Source organism: Bradyrhizobium sediminis (genome assembly GCF_018736105.1).
In the GTDB taxonomy this organism is placed as follows: Bacteria; Pseudomonadota; Alphaproteobacteria; order Rhizobiales; family Xanthobacteraceae; genus Bradyrhizobium.
In genome coordinates this window covers 424,637-450,202 of sequence record NZ_CP076135.1, presented here as the reverse complement: position 1 = coordinate 450,202, position 25,566 = coordinate 424,637, and the positions used below count along the sequence as shown (strand labels likewise).

At 63.5% G+C, this 25,566-nt stretch carries 21 protein-coding genes; 8 read left to right on the top strand and 13 right to left on the bottom strand.

The genetic code is table 11. From position 1 onward, the window contains the following. Positions 1 to 8: 8 nt before the first annotated feature. Positions 9 to 2,780, bottom strand: a complete 2,772-nt coding sequence (locus KMZ68_RS02235) for a hybrid sensor histidine kinase/response regulator (protein WP_215614290.1) — start codon at positions 2,778 to 2,780, stop codon at positions 9 to 11. Between the two features lie 1,026 nt (positions 2,781 to 3,806). On the opposite strand from KMZ68_RS02235, the gene KMZ68_RS02230 reads away from it, so the two are divergent. Both KMZ68_RS02230 and KMZ68_RS02225 read left to right on the top strand, forming a co-directional pair. After that, positions 3,807 to 4,199, top strand: coding sequence for a response regulator (locus KMZ68_RS02230; RefSeq protein WP_215604528.1), 393 nt, complete (start codon positions 3,807 to 3,809; stop codon positions 4,197 to 4,199). A 262-nt stretch (positions 4,200 to 4,461) separates the two neighbouring features. Further along, positions 4,462 to 4,710, top strand: coding sequence for a hypothetical protein (locus KMZ68_RS02225; protein ID WP_215614289.1), 249 nt, complete (start codon positions 4,462 to 4,464; stop codon positions 4,708 to 4,710). A 6-nt stretch (positions 4,711 to 4,716) separates the two neighbouring features. On the opposite strand, the gene KMZ68_RS02220 is transcribed toward KMZ68_RS02225, so the two are convergent. After that, positions 4,717 to 5,340 (bottom strand): LuxR C-terminal-related transcriptional regulator, encoded by a 624-nt coding sequence (locus tag KMZ68_RS02220; RefSeq protein WP_215614288.1) that lies wholly within the window; start codon positions 5,338 to 5,340, stop codon positions 4,717 to 4,719. A 337-nt stretch (positions 5,341 to 5,677) separates the two neighbouring features. Between KMZ68_RS02220 and KMZ68_RS02215 the strand changes: the two genes are divergently transcribed. Continuing rightward, the gene (locus KMZ68_RS02215) at positions 5,678 to 6,841 is read left to right on the top strand and encodes a hypothetical protein (protein WP_215614287.1); all 1,164 of its coding nucleotides are present in this window, start codon (positions 5,678 to 5,680) and stop codon (positions 6,839 to 6,841) included. Positions 6,842 to 7,263: 422 nt separating this feature from the next. Here the strand turns inward: KMZ68_RS02215 and KMZ68_RS02210 are convergent, their stop codons facing one another. After that, positions 7,264 to 7,473, bottom strand: a complete 210-nt coding sequence (locus KMZ68_RS02210; protein ID WP_215614286.1) for a cold-shock protein — start codon at positions 7,471 to 7,473, stop codon at positions 7,264 to 7,266. Positions 7,474 to 7,910: 437 nt separating this feature from the next. Between KMZ68_RS02210 and KMZ68_RS02205 the strand changes: the two genes are divergently transcribed. Beyond that, positions 7,911 to 9,128, top strand: coding sequence for an EAL domain-containing response regulator (locus tag KMZ68_RS02205; RefSeq protein ID WP_249779494.1), 1,218 nt, complete (start codon positions 7,911 to 7,913; stop codon positions 9,126 to 9,128). 75 nt (positions 9,129 to 9,203) lie between these two features. On the opposite strand, the gene KMZ68_RS02200 is transcribed toward KMZ68_RS02205, so the two are convergent. The 7 genes from KMZ68_RS02200 to KMZ68_RS02170 form a co-directional block, all read right to left on the bottom strand. Continuing rightward, positions 9,204 to 9,410 carry a hypothetical protein gene (locus tag KMZ68_RS02200; protein ID WP_215604523.1) on the bottom strand — a complete coding sequence of 69 codons (207 nt, stop codon included), beginning with the start codon at positions 9,408 to 9,410 and terminating at the stop codon, positions 9,204 to 9,206. 145 nt (positions 9,411 to 9,555) lie between these two features. Next, entirely contained in the window at positions 9,556 to 10,335 is a 780-nt protein-coding gene (locus KMZ68_RS02195) for an enoyl-CoA hydratase-related protein (RefSeq protein ID WP_215614285.1), read from the bottom strand. A 74-nt stretch (positions 10,336 to 10,409) separates the two neighbouring features. Beyond that, a complete protein-coding gene (locus tag KMZ68_RS02190) occupies positions 10,410 to 11,555 on the bottom strand; it encodes an acyl-CoA dehydrogenase family protein (RefSeq protein WP_215614284.1) in 1,146 nt (381 codons plus the stop codon). 115 nt (positions 11,556 to 11,670) lie between these two features. Then, a complete protein-coding gene (locus KMZ68_RS02185) occupies positions 11,671 to 12,498 on the bottom strand; it encodes an SDR family NAD(P)-dependent oxidoreductase (protein ID WP_215604520.1) in 828 nt (275 codons plus the stop codon). 13 nt (positions 12,499 to 12,511) lie between these two features. Further along, positions 12,512 to 12,928: a MaoC family dehydratase gene (locus tag KMZ68_RS02180; protein ID WP_215614283.1), complete on the bottom strand. Its 417-nt coding sequence runs from the start codon at positions 12,926 to 12,928 to the stop codon at positions 12,512 to 12,514. After that, a complete protein-coding gene (locus tag KMZ68_RS02175; RefSeq protein ID WP_215614282.1) occupies positions 12,925 to 13,380 on the bottom strand; it encodes a MaoC family dehydratase N-terminal domain-containing protein in 456 nt (151 codons plus the stop codon). The genes KMZ68_RS02180 and KMZ68_RS02175 overlap by 4 nt, the downstream gene beginning before the upstream one ends. Positions 13,381 to 13,390: 10 nt before the next feature. Then, on the bottom strand, positions 13,391 to 14,575 hold the full coding sequence (locus KMZ68_RS02170; RefSeq protein WP_215614281.1) for a lipid-transfer protein: 1,185 nt from the start codon (positions 14,573 to 14,575) through the stop codon (positions 13,391 to 13,393). Positions 14,576 to 14,670: 95 nt separating this feature from the next. Between KMZ68_RS02170 and KMZ68_RS02165 the strand changes: the two genes are divergently transcribed. From KMZ68_RS02165 to KMZ68_RS02150, 4 genes are all read left to right on the top strand, one after another. Then, positions 14,671 to 15,366, top strand: coding sequence for a TetR/AcrR family transcriptional regulator (locus KMZ68_RS02165; protein WP_249779493.1), 696 nt, complete (start codon positions 14,671 to 14,673; stop codon positions 15,364 to 15,366). Between the two features lie 292 nt (positions 15,367 to 15,658). Continuing rightward, on the top strand, positions 15,659 to 16,738 hold the full coding sequence (locus tag KMZ68_RS02160) for an efflux RND transporter periplasmic adaptor subunit (protein WP_249779492.1): 1,080 nt from the start codon (positions 15,659 to 15,661) through the stop codon (positions 16,736 to 16,738). Continuing rightward, complete coding sequence (locus tag KMZ68_RS02155) at positions 16,738 to 19,815, top strand: efflux RND transporter permease subunit (protein WP_215616151.1); 3,078 nt, start codon at positions 16,738 to 16,740, stop codon at positions 19,813 to 19,815. Before KMZ68_RS02160 ends, KMZ68_RS02155 begins: the two co-directional genes overlap by 1 nt. After that, positions 19,812 to 20,144, top strand: a complete 333-nt coding sequence (locus tag KMZ68_RS02150) for a DUF3240 family protein (RefSeq protein ID WP_215614279.1) — start codon at positions 19,812 to 19,814, stop codon at positions 20,142 to 20,144. The genes KMZ68_RS02155 and KMZ68_RS02150 overlap by 4 nt, the downstream gene beginning before the upstream one ends. Before the next feature lie 217 nt (positions 20,145 to 20,361). Here the strand turns inward: KMZ68_RS02150 and KMZ68_RS02145 are convergent, their stop codons facing one another. The 3 genes from KMZ68_RS02145 to KMZ68_RS02135 form a co-directional block, all read right to left on the bottom strand. Beyond that, the gene (locus tag KMZ68_RS02145) at positions 20,362 to 23,013 is read right to left on the bottom strand and encodes an autotransporter outer membrane beta-barrel domain-containing protein (protein ID WP_215614278.1); all 2,652 of its coding nucleotides are present in this window, start codon (positions 23,011 to 23,013) and stop codon (positions 20,362 to 20,364) included. A gap of 327 nt (positions 23,014 to 23,340) precedes the next feature. Continuing rightward, the gene (locus KMZ68_RS02140) at positions 23,341 to 24,300 is read right to left on the bottom strand and encodes an AraC family transcriptional regulator (RefSeq protein ID WP_215614277.1); all 960 of its coding nucleotides are present in this window, start codon (positions 24,298 to 24,300) and stop codon (positions 23,341 to 23,343) included. Positions 24,301 to 24,853: 553 nt separating this feature from the next. Further along, positions 24,854 to 25,459, bottom strand: coding sequence for a TetR/AcrR family transcriptional regulator (locus KMZ68_RS02135; protein ID WP_215616150.1), 606 nt, complete (start codon positions 25,457 to 25,459; stop codon positions 24,854 to 24,856). Between the last annotated feature and the right edge of the window lie 107 nt (positions 25,460 to 25,566).

Sequence of the window (25,566 nt, the reverse complement as noted above, 5' to 3'; positions counted from 1 at the left end):
TTCTTCCTTTAGGCCGCGGCCCGGGAGATCTCGGCGGTCTGTTCCTTCAGCGCGGCGATCAGGCCGGGGCGGTCGAACTTGGCGACGTAATCATGGAAGCCGGCCAGCCGGCCGCGCTCGATCGCCGCCGGCGACACCATCGAGGACAGCGCGATGATCGGCATCGCGTTCAGGTGCTGGTCGGCCCGGATAACTTCCGCGAACTCGAAGCCGTTCATGTCGGGCATCTCGATGTCGGTCAGCACCACGTCGAAGGCCTGGCCCGAACGCAGCGCGGAGAGGCCCTCCTGGGCGCTGGGCGCCACCCGCACCTTGTAGCCCGCGGCCTTCAGCACCGGCGCCAGCATGTTGCGGAAGAACGCGCTATCGTCGACCAAGAGCACCGACTGCGCCGATGCCGAGGGGCGCATCTCCTTGCGGGAGAACCAGTCGGCGAACGCCATCGGCAGGAAGTGGCCGACGTCGATCACTTCGGTGGCCTGGCCCTTGATCACGGCCGAGCCGAGAATGCCGTCCCTGGAGCCGGCGACCTCGATGTTGAGCCGTTCCTCGACGATGTCGATGATCTCGTCGACCACCAGCCCCATCGAGCGGCCGTCATCGGCGAACACCAGGATCGGCTGCGATCCGGAGCTCTGGACGCTGACGCCCTCCATCTGCACCAGCGGCATCAGCTGGTCGCGGTACTGCACCATGTAGCGGCCGTTACTGAGCTCGATCTTGTCGGTGGCGAGCTCCTCCAGCCGGGTGACGAGCCCGAGCGGCACCGCCTTGGGCTGGGTCGAGCCGGCGCGGAACACCAACAGCGAGGTCAGCTGCTCGGCGGCGTTGGCGCGGGACGCGGCGTTCTCGTCGGCGATTTCGTGGGAGGCCGAACCCGCGGCGCCGAGCGCTTTCGCGATGCCATTGGGATCGATGATCATGATCACGGCGCCATCGCCCAGGATGGTATTGCCGGAGAACATGTCGATGTGGCGCAGCTTGGTCGACATCGGCTTGACCACGATTTCTTCGGTGTGGAACACGCCGTCGACCACGATGCCGAAGGTCTGGCTGCCGACCTGCGTCACCACGATGAAGCCGTTCTCGGGATCGGAGGAGGAGCCGTCGTCGATCTTCAGGAGCTTCTTCAGGTGCATCAGCGGCAACAGCTTGTTGCGCAGCCGCAACACCGCGGTGTCCTTGATGCGCTCGATGCGATGCTCGGAATTGGCCCGCGCCCGCACCAGTTCGACCACCGACAGCTGCGGGATGGCAAAGCGGTCGCCGGCGGCTTCCACGATCAGCGCGGAGACGATGGCGAGCGTCAGGGGAATCTTGATGGTGACGCTTGAGCCCTCGCCGGCCACCGACTTGACGTCGATGGTGCCGCCGATCTGGTCGATATTGGTGCGCACCACGTCCATGCCGACGCCGCGGCCGGATACCGAGGTGACCTGGGCTGCGGTCGAGAAGCCGGGCGCGAAGATGAACTTGTGGATCTGCGCTTCCGTCATCTTCTCGAGTTCGGCCTCGCTGACGAGGCCGTTGGCGACCGCCTTGGCCTTGATCCGCTCGGTGTTGAGGCCTCTTCCGTTGTCGGCGATGCAGATGATGATGTGGCCGCCCTCGTGATAGGCGGACAACCGGATGGTGCCCTGCTCGGGCTTGCCGGCCGCGGCGCGCTCGGCCGGGGTCTCCAGGCCATGGTCGGCGGAGTTGCGCACCATGTGCGTCAAGGGATCCTTGATCAGGTCGAGCACCTGGCGGTCGAGCTCGGTGTCGGCGCCGTGCATCTCCAGTTCGATCTGCTTGTTGAGTTCGCCGGAAAGGTCGCGCACGATCCGCGGCAGCTTCTGCCAGGCGTTGCCGATCGGCTGCATCCGCGTCTTCATGACGCCTTCCTGCAGTTCGGCGGTGACGTTGGACAGCCGCTGCAGCGGCACCTTGAACTCGGTGTCCTCGTTGCGCCTGGAGATCTCCAAGAGCTGATTGCGGGTCAGCACCAGTTCCGACACCATCGTCATCAGGTGTTCCAGCGTGTCGACGTTGACGCGGATCGACTGGTTGGCGACGGAATTCTCGGCTGCTTCGGGATCGGCAGCAGTTCTTTTCTCGGCAATGGCTTTCTTCGCCGCCGGCTTCTTCTCTTGAACTGGCGCGGCGTACTGCGCGAGCGCGGGCTTGGGCGCGGGCGCCACGGGAGGCGCGGCCTCGATCGCGGTCTCGCGGAACGCGCGCTCCAGTTCATCCAGCGACACTTCGCCGGGACGCAGCGGACGTTCCAGGATCTGCGGCACCAGCGTGCCCTGCGCCACCGCGGGTGCTGCCGGCACTGGCTCGGCCGGCGGAGCCGACGCTGGCGCGATCGGCGGAGCCGACGCTGGCGCGATCGGCGGAGCCGACGCTGACAATCCCGGCTCGAAGGCGCGCATGCTCAGTTCGACCAGGGGATCGATCAGATCCTGGTCGGTGCCCTCGGGCTCGGCCTCGGTGGCCTCGAGCCCGGCGAGAATTTCCTTGATGCGATCGATGCTGGAGAGGATCAGCGAGACGGCTTCGGAGGTGACCGGCATTCCGTCGCGGAATTTGCCCATCAGCGTCTCGCCGGCATGGGCGAGCGCTTCGAGGCGCGGCAGGCCGAGAAAGCCGCAGGTACCCTTGATAGTGTGGACCAGCCGGAAGATATTATCCAGAATCTTGGCGTTGTTCGGATCCTGCTCGAACTTCACCAACTGGTTGTCGACCGTATCCAGGCTCTCGCTGGTCTCCGTCAGGAACTCCCGCAACAGATCGTCCATCGGAATACGCCTTCCAAGTGTGGTTGCGGGCGACCGTCAACCGTATTTCGCGTCAGATATTCAACGGCCCCAGCGACCGGTATTCATTATCGAGCGGCGCGGATCGGATCGGTGGCGTTGCTCGAGCGCGTTCAACGGATCTTCGTCCTTGCAACCGATAACCTTGCTGGTTTCACAACCACGTTAATTTTGGTCTCCGTGCGAATACGGATGAACCAGGCATATTGGTTACAGGGCGAGATGAAGACCGGGTAAACGCGATGAACATTGGTTGTCCCGGACATCGGTCGCAGCCAACTCGTCCTTGCGCTTGATCGGCTGTCCCCGGTCGCCCCCGGGGAATATTGGAGGGCGGTGCAGCAAATGCAGGAGCCGGCGATCTCGACGGGATCGTGGGAAGCCGGAAACGGGCCCGCCAGCCGGCTTCGGCGTTCCGACGGACGTCGGCGCAGATCCAATCCGGGCAACGATCTCGCGCGCAGGGCGGGCCTCGGGCGGATCAGGCCGCCTGCAGCTCTTGCTCGCGCTTCATCATCTTCCCGATTTCCTTGGGTGCCTTGTAGAGCGCGCCGCTCGCGGCATGGGTGTCGACGGCATCCTGTTCGCCCGCCCCCGCAGATCCCTGATGAAGCCGAGATATTGAATCCGATAATGCGGAACGTCGTTTTTCAGATACATCGTCCGAACGCTAAAATTGAGCCGCTTGACCGACGTGTTGGCGATCTCACGAATTGGGTGCGAGTACCGGGATTGATGAGGTCAAGCCCCAGTATGAGCGACTGGATCGCCCTTGCGGCCGGCATGATCCCTTCCACCTCGGCCTCGATCGAAGCCGTAAAATTACGGGGATTCCGCAATGCGCGCGGTATTTATTCAACCTGAATTAACGCGCTGTTCAATGACCGCTGATAGTTGTCGCAGGCTGACGGATGCGAATTCGCAACAAATGCATCGAAGGTTTCCTTTCGCATGCCGCGAGTGTCTCACCCGTGTCCGGCAATTTGCGAACCGCGCGGAGTAGACGACATGGCCTTTGATTTATCGATGCCGATCCTGGTGGTCGATGACTACAACACCATGATCCGGATCATCCGCAACCTGCTCAAGCAGCTCGGCTTCGAGAATGTCGACGACGCCAGCGATGGATCGTCCGCGCTCGCCAAAATGCAGGGCAAGAAATACGGCCTGGTGATCTCCGACTGGAACATGGAGCCGATGACCGGCTACGACCTGCTCAGGGAAGTTCGCGCCAGCCCGGAACTATCGCAAACGCCCTTCATCATGATCACCGCGGAATCGAAGACCGAAAACGTCATTGCCGCGAAGAAGGCCGGCGTAAGCAACTATATCGTCAAGCCGTTCAACGCCGCCACGCTGAAGACCAAGATGGAAGCGGTGTTTCCGGGATCGGCCGAATAATCCTCTCGCGCGATCCTGAGCACCTGTTCAAGGCACCAGGCGACTTGACGGCAACCGTCCGCCGCTGCCCGTTCCGGTCGCTGAGCAGGTTCCATCACTCCACGGCGTCGCCTGACCTTCCTCAGTCTGTTGCGCTGCAGGCCGCCGAGGCCGATCTCGCTCATCGCGGCCGAGCGCAGGCGCGGCAGTACTTCTACGGTTTATGATTTTCACACACGGATAACGATAAGCGACGATATTTTCGTAAACAGAGGAGAACCTGATGTTTACGTTTGAAACGACCGACCAGAAAGAGGTCCGGCGTTTTCGCATCGCGCAGTTCAACGGCCGCACCGCAACGGCCAGATCCGGCGGGTCGGCGGTCACGGGCCACGTGCGATCGGTGCTGGAAAGCAAGTCGAGCGTTCCGCCGCGGTGGATCATCACGATCATCCCGGCCGAGGCCAAGATCAGGACCGGGAACCTGCGGCCCTCGCCCCGCGTGCGCGCCTTCGCGGAAGACCTCGACTGAGCGGCTCTACACGGCACCCGGATGCAGCAGCGCGGTGCGGACGAGGTCCGCCGTGTTGCGCGCGCCGAGCTTTCGCATGGCTTCGGCACGATGGCTTTCGAAGGTCCTCGGGCTGATGCGCATCCGCAGGGCCCCCTCCTTGTTGGAGCACCCCTCGCTGATGAGGTTCAGAACCTCGCGCTCCCGCCTGGTCAGGGGTTTCTGACCCGGCTCCGACGCGAACAAGACGCCCGGTGCACGCTCATTGGCGCGGCCGGTTCGCGTCTCCCACCCGGCCGCGCGGCCCGGCACGGTGACGGTTTCCTCAGTCGTTCCGGCAATCTGCTTTATCATGGCGCAGACGCGCTCGGTTTGCTGAAGCGCATTCTCCACCACTTTCTGCAGGTAAACCCGATTGCCGTCGGTCTGCGAAAGCTGGTGGCTGTGTTGCTTGATTTCGCCCATGTAGAGCAGCAGCGCGGTCAGCGGCCCGTTGAGCTGGCGCGCGATTGCAGCCCCCGCTTCGTCCATCGCCTTGGATCGCGCGGCCGACAGCCGGATCATCTCGAGTTCGTCGCTGCCGACCGGCGTGCCGCCTTCCGTCCACTTCGAAAAGGGCGAATCAGCAATTCGGTTTTCCTGTTGCGACATACAATTTGTTTAACGAGCCGGTCCTGTATGAGGGTTAATTTTGTAGTCAGTAAGACTACTGGGATTTTAGCGAACCGTTCAGCCGCCGCCGGCCGCGATTTCCCGCCAAACCGCTGGTCCAGCGCCCGAAATATACGACTACCGCCGGAAATGCCATAATCCTACGGGTCGTAGAAGTCCCTCTGAGCCCCGGGCATTTCCCCGTAGTTTCACGGGACCGTCCTTTAACGTCTTAATCTGCCGCCAACTGTTTTCATGCTTCCATGCAGGGCACGGTCCCGCCCGCAGGCGGCGGGCCGATCGCTGACGTCGACTCCAATCGCGAACTCATGTGGCAATGGCACTAGCCGACCGGATTCAGGAATTTCTGCAGCGTCTGTCGCCGGTGACGCGCGGCACCCTGCTGACCGAACTCGAGCGGCTGGAAATCTGCGGCGCTGAAATTCCCGGCGCAGCTCCGGTGCTGGAGAAATTGCGCGCGGAGTTCCGCAAGGACGGATCGACCCAGATCCGCGTCAGCAATCCCTCGCGATATTTCTTCGCGCCGCTGGAGCCGCTGTTGATCGACGCCGATCCGGAGCACGCCAATTCGGGACGGATATCGCGTGGTTCGCTGGCTCCGATATGGGAGTGGATCAGCCGGGATTTGCTGCCGACGATGGCGCGCGACTACATCAAGGAGATCAACGATCTGATCGCCAGCGACAATCAGCGCGGGGCCCGCAAGGCGGCCGCCACGTTCCAGGTCAAGGTCGTCAAGTCTCTCGAGAACACGATCGGTTCGCCGGATGCCGCCACCCAGACCCGGGCCAAGCTCGCGGCCTACACCACCGCGCGTTCGGCCTATGACGATCTGGTCAAGATGCTTGCCGTGATCCGCGCGCAGGAAGCTCTTGCCAAGTTCAACGAGGGGCTGCCGGACAGGATCGCCAAATTCGACGACGCACAGGTCGCCAAGATTGCGTCTCTGCTGGATGCGTTCGCCAAGAAGAACGCCGAGGTTCTCCCCTTTGCTCTGACGCTGGTGGCCAGGCGACTGAAGACTCCCTGGGAGTTGATCCGCCTCGCCACCAAGGCGGCGCCGAGCAAGAACGCTTCCGACATCGCCGCCACGCCCTACGCAATCACGGTCACGATGGTGCTGGACCGGCTCGACAACAGGCGGACGACGCTCCGCGTCGCCCTGAAGAACAACCGCGTGCTCGTCGCCAAGGAAATCCTGACCGAGATCTACGACACCGAATACGCCCTGCGGGTCCGCATCGATCGGCTCGACGAATCCGAATGGGGGCAACGGCTCGACAGGCTGATCGACGCCATCGCCACTCTCGTTGCACTGGAGATCAGCCGGTTTCCCGAAAAGATCGGCCACGTGCTGGGATCGCGCAGCCTGCGCAGCCACCAATCGCTTTCCGGACGCCTGACTTATCTGGCGTGGAAGGGGCGCGACGCGCTGGCCGAAGGAGCCGCCTTTTGCCGCAAGCTGGTCCGCGCGGCCTGAAAAATCCGCACGCCTCAAAGCCGGTATGCGATCGCCGCTGCCGCAAGGCGCACGTAGCGCGCCTGCAGCGCGATCCGGCCACAGGGCGCGTTACGGGTTCTTGACGCTGCGCAGGTTCAGGAACTTCTCGAGAAAGCGTCCCGAGACCACGAACCTTAGCCACCAATACGCCATCCGCCGTGTGTTCATCTGCCCGGTCCTCGAATGCTGGAGCGTCCCCCGGCCGGCCCGTGCTTAGCGCCGAACCCCTCGGCCGCATGTGACATGCTTCACAATTGGCCCGACAAACGCGCGCGGCGGCGCCAGCAATATCGCACGAAAAAGCCCGCCGGTTTCAGCCGGCGGGCTCTGATCTCATCTCGCTGCAAGCGCCACCGATCTGGGATCCCGGTACGTCCGCGGTAATCCCGAATCGGCCTGCGTCACATCGCGCGGAGGTTTTCCGCGCTGGTCTTGCCGCGCTTGCTGTCGACCGTCGCTTCGAACGAAAGCTTCTGGCCTTCGTTGAGCGAGCTCATGCCGGCACGCTCGACGGCGCTGATGTGCACGAACACGTCGTTGCCGCCATCGTCGGGCTGAATGAAGCCGAAGCCCTTGGTCGCGTTGAACCACTTAACTGTTCCGGTAGCCATTTTTACTTCTCCAAGATGCGCAAAAGCGCGAACTGCCCGCACGACCTTCGCGCGAGCTTAGATCCGATTTCAGCGATGTCTTGGGGAGTAGAGCCGGTTCGGCGCGATCAACAAGCAAATCGATTGTTCGAATGGCATGCGTTTACGCCACACTACCCGAAATAGCAAGCGAAACCGGCCAACATGACAAAATGCTAATAAAAGCAATGGCCGTCGTTCAACGGGGCCGCCGATCTAGGTCTCGATCATCGGCCACGCCCGATGTTCCCGTCTCGCTCGATCCGAGCACGCTGCAATCGTGAACAACCTCCGCAAATTTTATTCGCATTGCGCGGTTTAACGTTACTCGAATAATTCAATTCTGCGCGCAAGATCACCATATTTGGAGCCACGCACGCCGCTAAGAAACTTTTCGCTTCAGGAGGAGGAGACTAGCGATGACGGATCAGATGTTCCGCGGCAAGCCGGAGGGAATTCACACAACCTTTGGGCGCCGCAAAGTCTCTCCTCGTGCATGTGTTGCAGACAGCAAAAAGCACCTTCGCGCGTTCCTTGCCGACGTCCTTGAAGATCTCGGCTTCGTCACCAGCGAATGCGCGAAGGCCGACGAATTGGGAGAGATCCTCGCGACCCAACTTCCGGATATTATTATCCTCGGAGTGTCGGTCGATGGAATCGAGGCCGGCAGACTTCTCGAAATCCTTGTCCGCCGAGAGTTCAGCGGCAAGGTTCTCGCCATCGGCGCCCGCGAGTCGATCATCGTCAAGGCGGTACGCCAGGTCGGCGAGGAATACGGCCTTGCGATGCTACCGCCGATCACCACGCCGTTCGCCGCCGAGACGTTGCGTGAACGCATTGCCATGCTCCTGCCGGAGGATCCAGTACCGAGCCCGGCAGTTCACGTGGCGGAAGCATTGCACGCCGGCTGGCTCGAATTGTGGTACCAGCCGAAGATCGATGCCCGCACCCTCGTGCGCTGCGGCGCCGAAGCGCTGGTACGAATGCGGCATCCGACCTGGGGCGTAGTGCCACCGGCCTATTTCATCCCGGAAGACGACGATCCACATCTGCTGCGCCTGTCGGAGTTCGTGATCGACCGCGCCATGGAGGATTGGCGACACCTGCTCGAAAGGCAAAATCCGACCGACATCTCGATCAATCTGCCGGCCTCCTTTCTCATGGATCGCCAGGCAGTGCGCGATCTTTGTCGAAGGATGCCGGCTCATCCGGCGTTCGGCGGCCTGCTCATCGAGATCAACAGCGCCGAGGTCGTCCTCAATCAGAAGCTGCTGATCGATGTCGCGAGGGAAGTGCGCCTTCACAACGTTGCGATTTCGATCGACGATGTCGGAGCCGACTGGCCGGCGCTGATGGGGATCGAAACTTTCCCCTTCGCCGAACTCAAGGTCGACCGGCAGTTCGTCACGGGCTGCGCAAACGACCGGCTAAAGCAGACGGTATGCCGCAGCATCATCGAACTCGCCAAGAGTCTTGGCGTCCGGGTCGTTGCCGAGGGAATCGAGACCCGCGCCGATTTCGTCGCGGCGAACGAGATGGGTTTCGACCAGGTCCAGGGCTATCTGTTGGGCAAGCCCATGGGGCTCAAGAAATTCGCGCGTTCCGCCCTGATCCAACCGGTGCTCGTGGCGAAGTGAAGTGAAGCCGATTGGCGCAGCAGGGGGCTACGGTCGAAGTCCATCCTCATCAGGCGCCGAAGCTGAGGCGGCAGATCAGCCGAGCCGGCTGATCTGTTCCTCGGTCACCACGCGCTCGACGTTCTCGGTCTTGCTCTTGATGCGGTAGCGCGGGCGGCCGTCGGCCTCGATCGGCAGGCAGGTGACGATGGTGTAGACGCTGCGCGGCTTGACGCCGGCGCGGCCCTGCGGCCCCTGCAGCTGGTGGAGGACGTCGTCGTTGATCGCGTAATTATGGGCCATCGCCTGATTTTTCCGGGTGAGACCGGGCTTTTAGGCGCAATGGGCCGAAAACGCAACAAAATTCGCTGGTTAACAGGGATGCAGATACGCTATTCGGGCGCGGTTCCGGCGGTATTTTCCGGGCCTGACGGCGCAGCCGCCGCCGTTATCGGCCGGTAAAGCGCGCCGGACGTTTCTCGACAAAGGCCGCCGCCCCCTCCCGCAGGTCCTCGGTGACGAAGGCACGGCTCTGCGAGGAGGCCTCGTCATCGAGCGTGGATGCCAGCGACGCGTTCCAGGCGCTGTCGATCTGGGTCTTGATCAGGCCGATGCTGACGGGCGGGCCGTCGGCAAGCCCCTGCGCGACCGCCAGGGCCTCGCTCGGCAAGTCGGCATCTTCCACCATTTTCCAGATCAAGCCCCATTGCTCCGCCTTTTCGGCAGCGAGCGGCTGGCCCGTCAGCGCCAGCGCGCGGGCGCGCGCGACGCCGATCGACCTTTGCAGGAACAAGGACGTCCCGCCATCGAGCGCGGCGCCCAGCCGCACGAAGCTCAGGATGAAGCGCGCCGAGCGCGCGGCGATCACGATGTCGCCCGCAAGCGCGATACCGACCCCCGCTCCCGCCGCAGCGCCATTGACGGCAACCACGATCGGCTTGGATGAAGCGCGCATCTTCTCGATCACGGGATTGATGCTCGCGCGCATGCTCGCGCCGATCTGCTCTCCCGCCGCGAAAGTATCGCCCCCGCCCAATTGCGCCCCGGCGCAGAAGCCCTTGCCGGTCCCGGTCAGCAGGATCGCCCGCACGCCGGAATCTTGAATTGCCGCATCGAGCGCCCGGCCCAGGTCGTTCAGCAGGCTGCCGGCGAGGGCGTTGTACTGCGCGGGATTGTTCAGCGTCAGGATCGTGACGGAACCGCGCCGTTCGGTGAGAACCATCGACATGCTATCTCGTTCCCTGGTCAATCGCTGGCGCCGCCAGCCGCCGTCTGGTTGTCCGTTTCCGGACCGGATGCCCGTTACAGGGAACGCGCGATCAGGAGCTTCATGATCTCGTTGGTCCCGCCGTAGATCTTCTGGATGCGGGCGTCGACGAACATCCGAGATATCGGATATTCCTGCATGTAGCCGTAGCCGCCATGAAGCTGCAGGCATTCGTCGGCGGTCTCCACCTGCTTTTGCGAGCACCACCACTTCGCCATCGATGCGGTGACGGTATCGAGTTCGCCGGCGATCAGACGCTCGATGCACCAGTCGACGAAGACCCGCGCGATCGTGGCCTCGGTCTTGCGTTCGGCAAGCGTGAACGCGGTGTTCTGGAATTCGATGATCGGCTGACCGAACGCCTTGCGCTCCTTGGTATAATCGGCCGTCAGCTTGATCGCGCGCTCCATCGAAGCCACGGCGCCGATCGCGAGCAACAGCCGCTCCTGCGGCAATTGCTGCATCAACTGAACGAAGCCGCTGCCTTCCTCGCCGCCGAGCAGGTTTTCCGGAGGCGCCACCGCATTGTCGAAAAACAGTTCGGAAGTGTCGGAAGCGTTCAAACCGATCTTGTCGAGATTGCGCCCGCGCCGGAAGCCGTCATTGTCGGCGGTCTCGACGACGATCAAAGAGAGGCCCTTGGCGCCCGGCCCGCCGGTTCGCGCCACCACGATGACGAGATCGGCGGCCTGGCCATTGGTGATGAAGGTCTTCTGGCCGTTGATCACGTAGTTATTGCCCTGCTTGCGCGCCGTCGTCCGCACCCCCTGCAGATCGGAGCCGGTTCCGGGCTCGGTCATGGCGATGGCGCCGACGAACTCGCCGCTTGCCATCTTCGGCAACCAGCGGCGCTTCTGTTCCTCGGAGCCGTAGTTCAGGATGTAATGCGCCACGATGCCGCTATGCACCGAAACCCCCGTGGTGACTTCCGGCACCACGCTTTCGATGTCCTCGATCACGGCGGCGTCATAGGCGAAGCTGGCGCCGAGGCCGCCATAGGCTTCCGGCACGCTGGGCAGCAAGGCGCCCATCTCGCCCAGCGCCCGCCAGGCCGAGCGGTCGACCATCTTCTGCCTACGCCAGGTCTCGGCGTGCGGCGCCAGGTCCTTGGCGAGGAATTTGCGGAACTGGTCGCGGAAGACGTCCAGTTCCTCGGTCATCCAGGACGAACGGTAGCTCATTCGGTATCGCCTCACACGAGAGAATGGTTGCAACGATGCGCTGCGCGACGGCAGCCGCATGTAACGCCAATATCCGCGACGGGACCAGAGCGTCCCGCTTCGAAATATCTGCGCCTCAAATCAGGAGGCCGCCGCCGGCGACCACCACCTGGCCGCTGATGTAGTTCGATTCCGGACTGCAAAAGAGGTAGACGGCATCGGCGGCTTCTTCCGGCGTACCGCCGCGGCCGAGCGGAATCATCCGCGACATGGCGTCGAGCATCTGCGGCTGGACGCCGACCTTGATGTCGCGCCCGGCGACATCGATGGTCTTCTGCTGGGCCTCGATCGGCTGGGTCAGACGGGTATTGATCAGGCCGAAGGCCACGCAATTGACGTTGACCTTGTAACGTCCCCACTCCTTGCACATCGTGCGCGTCAGCCCGATCAGCGACGCCTTGGCCGAGGAGTAGCTCGCCTGCCCGGCATTGCCGTAGAGCCCGGCGATCGACGAGATGTTGACGACCTTGCGGAATACCTCGCGGCCGGCTTCGGCTTCCTTCTTGGCCATGATCCGGATCGGTTCGGACGCCGCACGCAGAATGCGGAAGGGCGCGACCAGATGCACGTCGAGCATGGCCTGGAACTGCTCGTCGGTCATCTTCTGGATCGTCGAATCCCAGGTGTAGCCGGCGTTGTTGACGATGATGTCGAGGCCGCCGAAGGTCTCCATGGCCGCATTGACGAAACGATCGGCAAAGCCGGCCTCCGACACGCTGCCATTGACCGCGATCGCCTCGCCGCCGGCCGCCTTGATTTCGGCGGCGACGGCGTCACCGGGCGCCGCATCGAGATCGTTGACCACGACCTTGGCGCCCTCGCTCGCGAGCTTCAGGGCGATGGCGCGGCCGATGCCGCGTCCCGAGCCGGTGACGAGCGCGACTTTTCCCTTGAGTTTCGGCATTTGGTTTCCTCGATCAGAGCGCGATGATGGCTTCGCCGGCGAGCTTGACCTCGCCGCTGTCGTCCTTGGTGGTCAAAGCGAGCCTGGCCCGCTTTTCGCCCTTGTCCTCGAACAATTCGGTGACGCGGCCCTCGCAGGTCAGGCGCGCGCCGAGCTGCGTGATCGCCGCAAAGCGCGTCGAGAACGAGCGAATGCGATCCGGGGCAACCGCATCGGTCAGCGCCTGGCCGAGATAGGCCATGACCAGCATGCCGTGCGAAAATACGTCCGGGAAACCCGCGGCCTTGGCGAAATCGATGTCGACATGGATCGGATTGTGGTCGCCCGAGGCGCCACAATAGAGCGCCAGCGTGTGACGCGAGATCGGCGGGAAGGTCTTGTGCACGATCCGCTCGCCGACATCGGGAGCGTTGGTTGCCGTTTCGCTCATGATGCCCCCCGGTTCCGCACCACAATGGTGCGCGCGGTATCGGCGACGCGAACGCCGTGCTGATTGGTGACCTCGGTTTCGACGACCACCATCGTCATTGCGCCACCCTTCTTGTCGGCAACGTCGGTGACACGCGACTTGAAGGTCAGGGTGTCGCCGACCACCACGGGGGCGTGGTAGGTGAAGCGCTGCTCACCGTGCAGCACGCGGGCCAGATCGATGTTGAGATCGGTCAGAAACTCGAACGGGCGCTCGTTATCCATCAGTTCGAGGCAGAACAGATAGGTCGGCGGCACCGGAATCGCGGAATAGCCCGCGACGTGCGCGGCCGCCTCGTCGCGATAGACCGGATTGCGCTCGCCGAGCGTGTTGAGGAAATAGCGCAGGCGTCCGGGCTCGACATGCGCGGTGACCGGCGTGAAGCTGCGCCCGATGGCGGATTGATCGACCATATCCGCTGCCTCACGCGCGCTCGTACAAGGTCACCACGCAGGCGCCGCCAAGACCGAGATTGTGCTGCAGGCCCAATCGCGCGCCGTCGACCTGGGTGGCCGCGGCCGTTCCGCGCAATTGACGCGTCAGCTCGTAGCACTGCGCCAGCCCGGTCGCGCCGAGCGGATGGCCCTTCGACAACAGGCCGCCGGAAGGATTGGTGACGATCCTGCCGCCATAGGTGTTGTCGCCGTCGTCGATGAATCGCGCCGCGCCGCCCTCCGGACAGAGACCAAGAGCTTCGTAGGTGATCAACTCGTTCTGAGCGAAGCAGTCGTGCAGCTCGACCACGTCGAGATCCCCGGGGCCGATGCCCGCGGCTTCATAGACCTTGCTGGCGGCGTCGCGCGCCATGTCGAAGCCGACGACCTGCATCATGTCGCTTGCGCCGAAGGTCGACGGCGTGTCGGTGGTCATCGCCTGCGCGGCGATCCGGACGTCCTTGCGCAGGCCGTGCTGGCTGGCGAATTTCTCCGACACCAGAATAGCGGCCGCGCCGCCGCAGGTCGGCGGACAGGCCATCAGCCGCGTCATCACGCCCGGCCAGATCACCTGATCCTTCATCACGTCATCGGCGGTGACCTCCTTGCGGAACAGCGCCAGCGGATTGTTTTTGGCGTGCCGGCTCGCCTTGGCGCGGACCTTGGCGAAGGACTCCAGCGGCGTGCCGTACTTGTTCATGTGGCTGAGGCCGGCGCCGCCGAAATAGCGCAGCGCCAGCGGCACGCCAGGGGCGTCGACCAGCTTGGCCGCCGCGGCGTCGAAATCGTCGAACGCGCTCGGCCGGTCGGTGAACACCGCACCCAGCGCACCGGGCTTCATCTGCTCGAACCCGAGCGCCAGCACGCAATCGGCGGCACCGGATTCGATGGCCTGGCGCGCGAGGAACAGCGCGGTCGAACCGGTCGAGCAATTGTTGTTGACGTTGACGATCGGGATGCCGGTCATCCCGACCGGGTACAGCGCGCGCTGCCCGCAGGTGGAGTCGCCATAGACGTAGCCGACATAGGCCTGCTGGATCTGGCCGTAGTCGAGGCCGGCATCGCCGAGCGCGAGCCTGGCCGCCTCGGCACCCATCACATGATACGGCTCGTTGGCGCCGGGCTTGACGAACGGGATCATGCCGACACCGGCAACGTAGGCGCGAGATGACATCGGACCCTCCGTAAATTACCCGTTGGACTTCTTATTACCCATGGGTAATATACGTCGGATAAGATCGAGTCAACGCGAGGCGGCCGGAAATCGATATGGACGCGCGGGACCTGCCTTCCGATTCTTCGCCCTGGATGCCGTTCGAGAGCCGCCGCCGCGCCCGCGACGAGAAGCGCGATGCCGTGCTGCGGACCGCGGTGCAGCTGTTTCTCGAGCAGGGCTATCATCGCGCGACCCTGAACGAGGTGGCCGAGCGGCTGAACATCACCAAGCCCGCGCTCTACAACTACTTTCGCAGCAAGGAAGAAATCCTGTTCGAATGCTGGGCAATCGGGCAGGAGCGGGTCGACGACTTCATCGCCGAGATCAATGCCAGCGGCGACAGCGGCCTCGTCAAGCTTCGCAGGCTGGTGCGCGCCTATGCCGGGAACATGGCGACCGACTACGGCGCCAGCCTGGTGCGGTTCGACCCGCGCGATCTCTCCGAGAAGAACGGCAGGATCGTCCGCGCCGCCAAGCGAGGCATCGACCGGACGTTCCGCAAGTACATCGCGGAAGGAATGGCGGACGGCTCGATCAAGCCGTGCGACCCCAAGATGACCGCCTTCATGATCGCGGGATCCCTGAACTGGATCGGCCACTGGTTCCAGCCCGGCGGCGAATTGTCGGCGGAGGCGATTGGCAACGAATTCGCGCTCCGGCTCACCGAGGGGCTTGCCGCGAAACCGGCGAGAAAACGGGCGGCGGCAACGCCCGCCAAGCGCAGGCGGGCCGGCGGCGGATCACGGTAAACGCCGCGGCCGGGAAGCCAAGATCGGCTCGGTCGAATCGGAAAAAGCACATAGCTGACAATCAGCTGACATAGATCAACAGCATCCTGTCAGCCCGCACGGAGCATAATGGTCTGCACGGGCCACAACTGGCCGACTTGATTGACACAAATCAACGGCTGCAGGGGCGGACCGGAATAAGCCACCTCCCGACGAAAGCCCGATTTCGCTCGATCGCCAATACATGGAACTGATGATGCATCTCCGCCAGGCGAACTTGTGTCTGCGCTCTTGGCAGATTTTGGCGCGAACCATGCTCGCATTCGCGTTCATGGGCCTTCCATCCGTTTCGATGGCCGAGGACGCGGTGAAGCTCAGTCCCGCGCAGGCACAAACCCTGGGCGTTCGCGTCACCCATCCGGTCTCGAGCCGAACCGATCAGACGCTGCCCTATCCCGCCCAGATCGTCATCCCCACCCCCCAATTGTGGGTCGTGAGCGCTCCCCAGGCCGGCATGGTCACCAATCTTTCGGTGGCGCGCGGCGACCATGTCAACTCCGGCCAGCCGCTGGTCACGCTCGAGAGTCCGAGCTTCGTGTCGCTGCAGCGGGAATACCTGCATGCCTTCGCGCAGGAGGCTCTTGCCGCCCAGCAGCTCAAACGCAACGCCGAACTGTTTGAAGCGAAGGCGGTACCGCTGCGCGTTCTGGAAACCAGCCAAACCGAAGCCCGGCAGGCAAGCATCGCGGTGGCGGAACGGCGGCAAATGCTTCGGCTCAGCGGCCTCTCAGATGCGGCGATTTCGCGCCTGACCGGCGAGACTGCGATTACGGCGACACTTTCGGTGGCGGCACCGCAGCCGGCAACGGTGGTTGAAATCGTGGTTTCCCCGGGCCAGCGGGTGGAGCCGTCGGCGCCGCTGGTCAAGCTCGCACGATTGTCGGTCTTGTGGGCCGAGATTGCGATTCCGGCATCGAGCGTCCGCGCCATCCGGCCGGGCGCGCGGGTGGAAATCGACGGCTACGCCACCCCGGGCCAGGTCATACTGGTTTCGGAGACGACTGACGCTGCGACCCAAACCATTCTGGTGCGGGCGGAAATGCCGAATAATGGCGAGCTGCGCCCCGGGCAAACGGCCGCGGCACGGATCGGCTTTCTTTCCGCCGGCGAAAGTGCGTGGGAAATCCCCTACAGCGCGCTGGTCCGGCGCGGGGAATCGACGTCGGTCTTCACTGCGATCGAGGGTGGATTTCGTCTGCTGCCGGTGACGCTGCTGGCCGAGGACCAGGACCATGTCGTGGTCGCAGGCGCGATCACGGACAAGGACGAGGTGGCCGTCAGCGGCATCTCTGCCCTGCGGGGGATCCTGCTGCGGCTCGGGGCCGGCGAGTGATGCTCGCGCGCCTGGTCGCATTCGCGCTCTCGCAGCGCATGTTCGTCGGCTTGAGCGTCCTATTGCTGATCGGCGCGGGCGCCGTCGTGCTGCCCGGTCTGCCGATCGACGCGTTCCCCGACGTCTCGCCGGTTCAGGTGAAGATCATCATGAAGGCGCCGGGCCTCACCCCGGAGGAGGTCGAACAGCGGATCACGGTTCCAATCGAACTCGAATTGCTGGGATTGCCCAACAAGAAGATCCTCCGCTCGACGACAAAGTACGCGCTCGCCGACATCACCGTCGATTTCGAAGACGGCACCGACATCTACTGGGCGCGCAACCAGGTCTCGGAACGGCTGTCCAATATCGCGCGCGATCTTCCTGACGGCGTCACCGGCGGGCTTGCTCCGATCACGAGCCCGCTCGGCGAGATGTTCATGTTCACGATCGACAGTCCCGATCTCTCGCTGGCGGAGCGGCGAAGCCTGCTCGACTGGGTGATCCGCCCGGCACTGCGGACCGTTCCGGGGGTCGCCGACGTCAACTCGCTGGGCGGTCATGTCCGCGCCTTCGAGATCGTCCCGCTCAGCGATGCCCTCGCCGCACGCGGCATTTCGTATGACCTGTTCCGGCGAGCGATTGAGACCAACAGCCGCAACGACGGCGCCGGCCGCGTCAATCAGGGCGAAGACAGCGCGCTGGTCCGCATCGAGGGCAGCATCCGCTCGATCGATGACATCAAGGCCATCGTGGTCGACACCCGGGACGGCGTTCCGATCCGGGTCAACGATATCGCCCGCGTCCAGGTCGGCTCGCTGACGCGCTATGGCGCCGTCACGACCGACGGCCGCGGCGAAACCGTCGAGGGACTCGTGCTCGGCCTGCGCGGCGCCAATGCCGGCCAGCTCGTGCGCGACGTCCGCCAGCGCCTGCAGGAACTACAGCCTTCGCTGCCGAAGAGCGTTTCCATCAACGTGTTTTACGACCGCAGCCGGCTGGTCGGCCGCGCCGTCGGAACCGTAGTCCGGGCGCTGGGCGAAGCCACGGTTCTGGTCATCGTCCTGCTGCTGCTGTTTCTCGGCAACTGGCGGGCCTCGCTGGTGATCGCGCTCAGCCTGCCGCTTGCGATCATGATCGCGCTGATCGTCATGCGCGCGGTCGGCATGTCGGCCAACCTGATGAGCCTGGGCGGGCTCGCGATCGCCATCGGCATGCTGATCGACGCGCTGGTGGTGGTGGTCGAAAACATCGTTGGGAATCTCAGCAAGGATCAGGAAGGAAAGACGACGCCGCTCGTCCATATCGTGTTCCGGTCGGTCTGCGAGGTGCTGGAGCCGGTTTCAACCGGCGTGCTCATCATCATCATCGTGTTCGTGCCGCTGCTGGCGCTGCAGGGCCTCGAGGGAAAGCTGTTTATCCCCGTGGCGCTCGCCATCATTTTTGCGCTGGCCGGCTCGCTGTTGCTGGCGCTCACGGTGATTCCGGTGGCGACCTCGTTTCTTCTCAAGGCTGCCCCGCACCGGGAACCCTGGCTGATCCGCCTGGCCTCCCGCGGCTATGCGCCCGCGCTCGGCTGGGCACTGGCCAATGAGCGCAAGGTGATGGCCGCGGCCGTGGCGGCCCTCGTTGCGGCGGGCTTTGCCTATACCCAGCTCGGCAAGACCTTCATGCCGACCATGGACGAAGGCGACATCATCGTCAGCGTCGAAGCCATTCCGTCCGTCAATCTCGATCAGGCCAACGCGATCAATGCACGGCTTCAGGCCGCGATTCTCGCAAGGGTACCCGACGTCGCGGGAATCATCGCCCGAACCGGATCGGACGAACTCGGCCTCGACCCGATGGGGCTCAATCAGACCGACACGTTCCTGGTCCTGAAGCCGCAGGAGGAAAGAAAGACCGCAGACAAGTCCGCTCTCATTCGGCAGCTTCGCGAGGTGCTCAATGACTTTCCGGGACTGTCACTCGGCTTCACGCAACCGATCGACATGCGGGTCCAGGAGATGATCAGCGGCGTGCGCGGCGACGTCGCCATCAAGATCTTCGGTCCCGACATCGCCAGGCTCAACGAGATCGCCAGCAAACTGTCCGCGATCCTGTCCGGCATCGATGGCGCCGAGGACGTATACACCACGCTCAACGAAGGCGCGCAGTATTATACGGTCGCGGTAAATCGGCTGGAGGCGGGCCGTCTCGGTCTGGCGGTGGATGCGATTGCCGCCTCGCTGCGCACCCAGATCGAGGGCCGCACCATCGGCACGGCGCTGGAAAACGGACGCCGCACCCCGATCCTGGTTCGCGGCGGCGAGAATACCCGCGAGGCGCCGACCTTGCTGGCCAACCTGCCCCTGACGCTGGCGTCCGGGCAGCATGTGGCGCTGTCCCAGGTTGCCCGCATTCACCGGGTCGACGGTCCCGTCAAGATCGACCGCGAGGACGGCGCCCGGATGAGCGTGGTTCGGACCAATGTCCGGGGGCGCGACATGGTCGGCTTCGTCGAGGCGGCGCAGCAGAAGGTGGCGGCGGAGCTGGCGCTGCCGCAGGGCTATCGGCTGACCTGGGGCGGCCAGTTCGAGAACCAGCAACGCGCCGCCGCGCGTTTGTCGGTCGTCGTGCCGGTTGCCATCGGACTCATCTTTGTTCTGCTCTTCACCACGTTCGGCTCGATCCGCCAGGCGCTGATGGTGCTGGTGAACATCCCCTTCGCCCTGATCGGCGGCGTCTTCGCGCTGGTCGTGACCGGCGAGTACCTGTCGGTTCCGGCTTCGGTCGGATTCATCGCGCTGCTCGGCATCGCCGTGTTGAACGGCGTCGTGCTGGTCTCCTACTTCAACCAGCTGCGCGCCCGTGGCATCCCGGAGGATCGCATCGTCGTAGAGGGCGCCAAACGCCGGCTTCGGCCGGTGCTGATGACCGCCAGCATCACCGCGCTCGGACTGATCCCGCTGCTGTTCGCTTCCGGCCCCGGATCGGAAATCCAGAAGCCGCTGGCAATCGTGGTGATCGGCGGGTTGCTGTCGTCGACGCTGTTGACGCTGATCCTGCTGCCGATCCTCTATCGCCGCTTCGGCAGCGTCGCGAAGGGGGCCCAATGAGCGAACCGGTATGCCTGACGCTGATCGCCGCTCGCACGCTTCGCGAGGAACTGTTCGATTATCTCAGCGAGCAGCGCGACCTGGTATCCGGCTTCACGGCAACCGACGGCGCCGGCCACGGCCCAACGGTACAGCTGCAGTCGACGGCCGAGCAGGTCAAAGGTCACGCCGACGAGGTGCAGGTGCGGACCATTCTGCAACGGCAAGACGCCGCGCGATTGCTCGCCCGGCTCAAGACCGCCTTCGCGGGGACGCGACTCGTCTATTGGATCACCCCGGTCGTGGAGTTTGGTGTGGTTGAGGACCACGAGGACGAAACGGAGAACTGACGTCCAACTCCATGAGGGGCTGCGCATCACCCAAACCGCGACAGTGGATATGCCTAATCGCCCGGCTTCTTCGCGCTCGCGCCTTGATCTGTCGCGATGCAGGAAATCAAGAGAGTAAATGCTCGTGCATTTCGCATGATGTCTGAAGTTTTCAGTTCAGTTTTGGTATCAGCCGTTTGATAAGACTTGAGCGATGATATCTTGATTCATGATCACCTCAGAACCTCACGGCGAAGTTGCCGCGCACGGTCTGGTCGGTGACACCGGAGCCGAACTGGCCGCCATAGGTGAGGCCAAGCGCGGCGTTCGGGGTGAGGTTGAGATCGAGACCCAGGTCGGCGACGGCGCCGTCCCTGGCGACCGGCACGCCAGCGATACTGAAGGGCGATCCGCCCGTGAAGGCCACGGTCGAGACCGGTGTGGTGTCACCGAAGGCGTGGCGCCAGCCGAGCATGCCGCGCGCGGCCATGTTCACACCATTGCCGAGGGTAAAGCCCGTCGAGGTCCGAAGGCCGAGCGTGGAGAAGGTGACGCCGGTATTGCCGCCCTGGCTGGTGAGCGCCGCGGCTCCGCCCTTCTCGGTGAACCCATTGGTCGAAAGGTTGACATAGGCGAGATTGGCGAAGGGCTCGAAGGCGAGATTGCCGAGAGGATTCTGCCCCGCCTTGATGCGGTAGCCGAGTTCGCCGAAGGTCTGGGTGGTGCCGGCGCTGTAATCGCCCTTGAGCGTGTCGGCGAAGCCCGGGAAAGCAACGGAGCGACCGGTCGAGATATCGTGCCGCGTGTAGGCGAGGCCGGAGCGGAAGGCGAGATCGCCCCACTGCGTGCCGCCATAAAGGCCGGCATGGTAGTTGTCGCTGGAGCCGGAGGAGTTGCGATCGGCGACGCGGAAGTTAGATCGGCTGTAGCCGCTGACAGCACCGACCCGCCATGTGTCGGCGACGAGACCGTCGGCGCCGACGAAGAAGCCGCCGATATCGCGCTTGATGGTGGCGGCGTTGCCGTCGCCGTTCCACTGACCCCAGGACCCGAAGCCGCGGCCCCAGGCCGCGAAGCGGTCGGTGGTGGCGGGCGCAAGCATGGGCTCGCCACCGGCATAGGCCATGACCGGCATCGCGACCGCGCCGACGCCATCAAAGGCCGCGCGCAGGCGATCCATGGCGGCTTCGCGCAAGAACCGGCTGTCCTCGACCATCACTCCCTTGGCCGAGGCATGCACCTCGCCGGAGAGCTGGTCGAGGGCCCCGCTGGCCTGTGTCAGATCGAGATACGCCAGGGCGCCGACCAGCGAACTGCCAAGCGCAAGGCTGTCCGCGCCGCCGCCGGTGGCGATCTGGTTCGGGGTCAATCCCGCCGAGGCGAAGGTGACATTGCTGCGGCTGATACCGAGATAGACGTTATTGGGATCGTAGGTCAGGCCCAGGGCCAGGAAGGGCGTCGCGGTCGTCGCGCTCGCGCCGGCAAAGGCGCCATTGATGCCGCCGGCTGCCGTCAGGATGGTGTATTGGCCGCCGAGAGTGAAGGCGCCGGGTGCGATGAGCACTGACACCGTGCCGCCGTTCAGCGTCGCGGTTCCCGATGCGGCAATCTTGTCGGACTGCCCCGCCGCGTTCACTTCGACCTGATAGGTCGAACCGGCTGCGAAGGCGACGTTGCCGTTGACGTTCAGCGTACCGATGGAATTGCCCGGTCCGATGATGCCGCCGGCATTGGCAACGATGCCCCCGACGATGCCATTGCCGCCCAACATGCCGCCGCCCGACGCCGTCACAATCGAGTTGGCCAGCGAGCCGTTCACGGCCAGCCGGCCGCCGCTCACATTGGTTGCGCCGGTGAAGCCGCTCGAATCGGCGGTCAGGATCGTCGTGCCGGCGACCTGGTTGATTGTGCCGAGACCGCTGATCGCCGAGGCGAATGCATAGCTGGTGCTCGTGTGGTTGAAATTGATCGCGCCGGCGCCGGCGCCGAACTGGATGGTCGCAGCGTTGAGCGTGCCGGCCGCCACCGCCGCCGCGCCGGCTGCGCCGCCGATGTTGAGCGTGCCGACGGAGCCCGCCATGGTGGCGAGGGTAACGAAGCCCGCGGCGGAGACCGCACCTCCATTCGCAATCGTCAGTACACCGCTGCCGGATCGGCCGACATCGACGTCGCCGCTGTTGGTCCAGACCGAGCCGGCACCGGTGACCGTCGCCGTACCGGAGGATCCAGCCTGGTAGCCAAGCACGACGTTGCCCGCGACAGAGACCGCGCCGCCATTCGCAATCGTCAGCGAACCGATGCCATTCTGACCGACATAAAAATCGCTTGCGTTGCTCCAGCGCGAACCGGCGCCGGTGATCGTCGCCGTGCCGACGGAGCCGGCGCTATGGCCGATGATGCTGGTCCATTTGGTGGCAGAGACCGTACCGCCGTTCGACACCATCAGCGTGCCCGTGCCGCCATTACCGACAACAATATCGCTGCCGGTCAGAGTCGAGCCTGCGCCATCGACCGTCACCGAACCCGACGAGCCGGACTGATCCCCCATGGAGACCTCCCAGTCGGTGGTGTTAACCGCGCCGCCATTCAGGATCGCCAGCGTGCCCGCACCACGATAGCCGACCGCCATGCCCTGGGCGTTCCAGAGCGAGCCCGCGCCGGTGATCGTCGCCGTGCCGGTCGAGCCCACCAGATTGCCCACGGAGGCCAGATTGCTCATCAGGGTGCCGCCGTTCGAAATCGTCAGCATGCCGGTGCTGTTGAGACCAACCGACATGCCATCGGCGACCGCATTGCCCCCGTTGATGATCACTGGATTGGGCAATGTCGTATTGACAACAACTGCACTGCCCGCTGTCGGGACGACACCGGTGCTCCAGTTCGTGGTCATAAACCAGTCCGTCGAGGTGGTGCCCGTCCAGTCGGCCGCCGCCGCCGGAGTCAACAAGGCAACGCCGACGAGCGCCGCGCAACCGATCGCAAGCGCCAGGTGGCTGCAATTCGCGAGGTATCGACGCGGTCTTCTGTCGGTGTCGAGTAGAGAACTTGACGGCATCCATCGATCCTTGCGATTTGGTAAGGCTGCGCCTTGTGTCGCATTGCCGCCCTGCGGTGTCTTGGGCAGGAATGCAGCGGAATTGTCCTGCAGAGCGACGTCTTGCTTTCCCGCGCGGTGTGCCCACCGGGCAACGCTTGCGTCAGGACGCAACGATGACGCCTATCGCGCACTGCTCGGCGTGCAGCCGAAGCGACGGCGGAAACAGCGATTGAAGTAGGCCACGTCGTTGAAGCCGCAGATCATGGCGATTTCGCTGACCCGCATCGCGCCGCGATGTCGCTCCGACAGCATCTTGTAAGTTTTCTGCAGCCGCAATTCGAGAATGCGCTCGGAGAAGCTCACACCGGTCTCCTGCAGGAGATCGTGGACATAACGGACCGACAGCTTGAGCTCCCGCGCGACGCCCTGCGCAGAGATGCCATGGTTGGTGAAATTGTCTGCGATCTTGGTCAGGACCGCCTGCAACCTGGCTGCTCTCAGGCCGCGCAAGCCCGCCAACTCGGCCATCTCGCCTTTCGCGCCAGTCGCGAGGCCGATTAGATCGACGATCGTTGTTGTTGCATGTGTTACGAGATCGGCCCCCATGAGAGGACGGCCGGTTTCAAGAAGTTGACAATAGCGCTTGAGAAGATCGAGAGCTTCGTTTTCGGCGCCGATCTTCAACGCCAGTCTGGCATCGATCTGCGGGAATGCCTGCGTCAGGACATCTCGCGGGATCACCACGTTCATCCAGACATTCTTGTCGGCGCCGAGCATCTTTAGCGATTCCGACGCAGTGACCAGGGCCGCTTCTCCCTGGCCGACGGCGTATTCGCGGCCAACCTGCACCCCGGTCAGCAAAGTGTCGGCCTTGTTGATCAGCAGCAGGTAACCATCATTGCCATCATCGGCGATATTGCTCGCCTTTCTCGTCGCGCGCTTGATCGTTCCGGCCATCTGGCCAAGAACCAGGGGCCCGAGAGTCGTGGCTTCGATCACAGCTTCGAAAGGCAGATTTTCAGATACGGCATATTCGACCGACCATATCTCCGCGACATGGATGTCCTGCCAAAGGTCAAACCTGGCCGCCTCGCCAAGATGATCCGGCAGGTCGTTGGATGAAAACACAGTTTTTTGCATCGAGCGGGCCCTTCTCACCATTCAAAAAGTTCTCATGATATTCGACGAAAAGCCCCAGCCATGCGATACGGCAACACGGCGCTTGGGCTGCCACATCGGCGCACTCCCATGAAAACCAACTACATTCACGGAATCACAACCGACTCATCGGACCCAACAACTTCGTAGACCGGTCCACAGATCAGCGTTACGACGTAGCAAGAACGCCCGATCGAATCTGTCGCGTTGAGATTGCAGTCGGTTCGAGCTCAGGCGAAAGAAATGTTCGCAATTCTTGCAATGGACGCTTTCCATTCCGGAGCGCACAATAAGTCAACGATGCCGCGCGCTTCTTCACATTGCTTGAAATCGGCGCATCATCATCGAACTCGAACCGCACCAGTCTCGTGGAGCCGAGCGCGTAAACTGGTATCGTTCGCGCTCAAACGGCAGCACGCATTGCCGCTGTCCCAAGCAGCATACCCTGGTCAACAGTTCGAGCTCTACTTGACGTCACCGCGGATTGGCGTGGCGAGGCGAGCGACCTGCCCGCGCGAGCGTCCGATCAGGTTAATCACTTCGTGACCGTCCTTTCAGTACTTGAAAACACCGTCGCGAATGCAATGCGCTTGAAGCGCTCTAGCGGCTCGGGATCGCGCTCGACCTTCATTCGCAGGATCGCTCCTTCCCAGGAGGCGAGCAGAAATTCCGCCAAATCCTGCGGAGAAAACCGGGCGTCAATCTCCCCCGATCGCTGCCCTTCGGCAATACAATCCGCGAAAGGGACGAGCCATTCCCGATAGATTTCCGCGAGCCGCAGCCGAAGCGCATCGCTTGCCTGCGAGACTTCGATACTGAAATCGCCGATCAGACAGCCGCGCATATAGTTGTCGGCGGCCAGACGATCCGTGATGACATCGAGGTAACGGCGAAGCCGGTCGCGCGGCGTCAGCGAGGAATCGCCCAGGGCAGCCACCACAAGCCCGCGCGTGCGGTCGAAATAGTGATTGAGAACCGCCTCCGCGAACGCCTCCTTCGAGCGGAAATGATTGGTGAATGAGCCTTGCGGCGCCCCGGCCTCGGCCACGACGTCGCGCACGCTCGCGCCCTCGTAGCCCTTGCGGAACATGACCCGCAATCCGGCGGCGATGATCTCGTTTTTCAAGGATGGTTTCGGCATGTCTTTACAATACGTACGTCCGTATTGTACGTCAAGAACAATCACGGCACGAATGACCCGCGTGCAGAGACGAGCCGTCACCGGTGCCATCACAGAAGGAAGGCGAG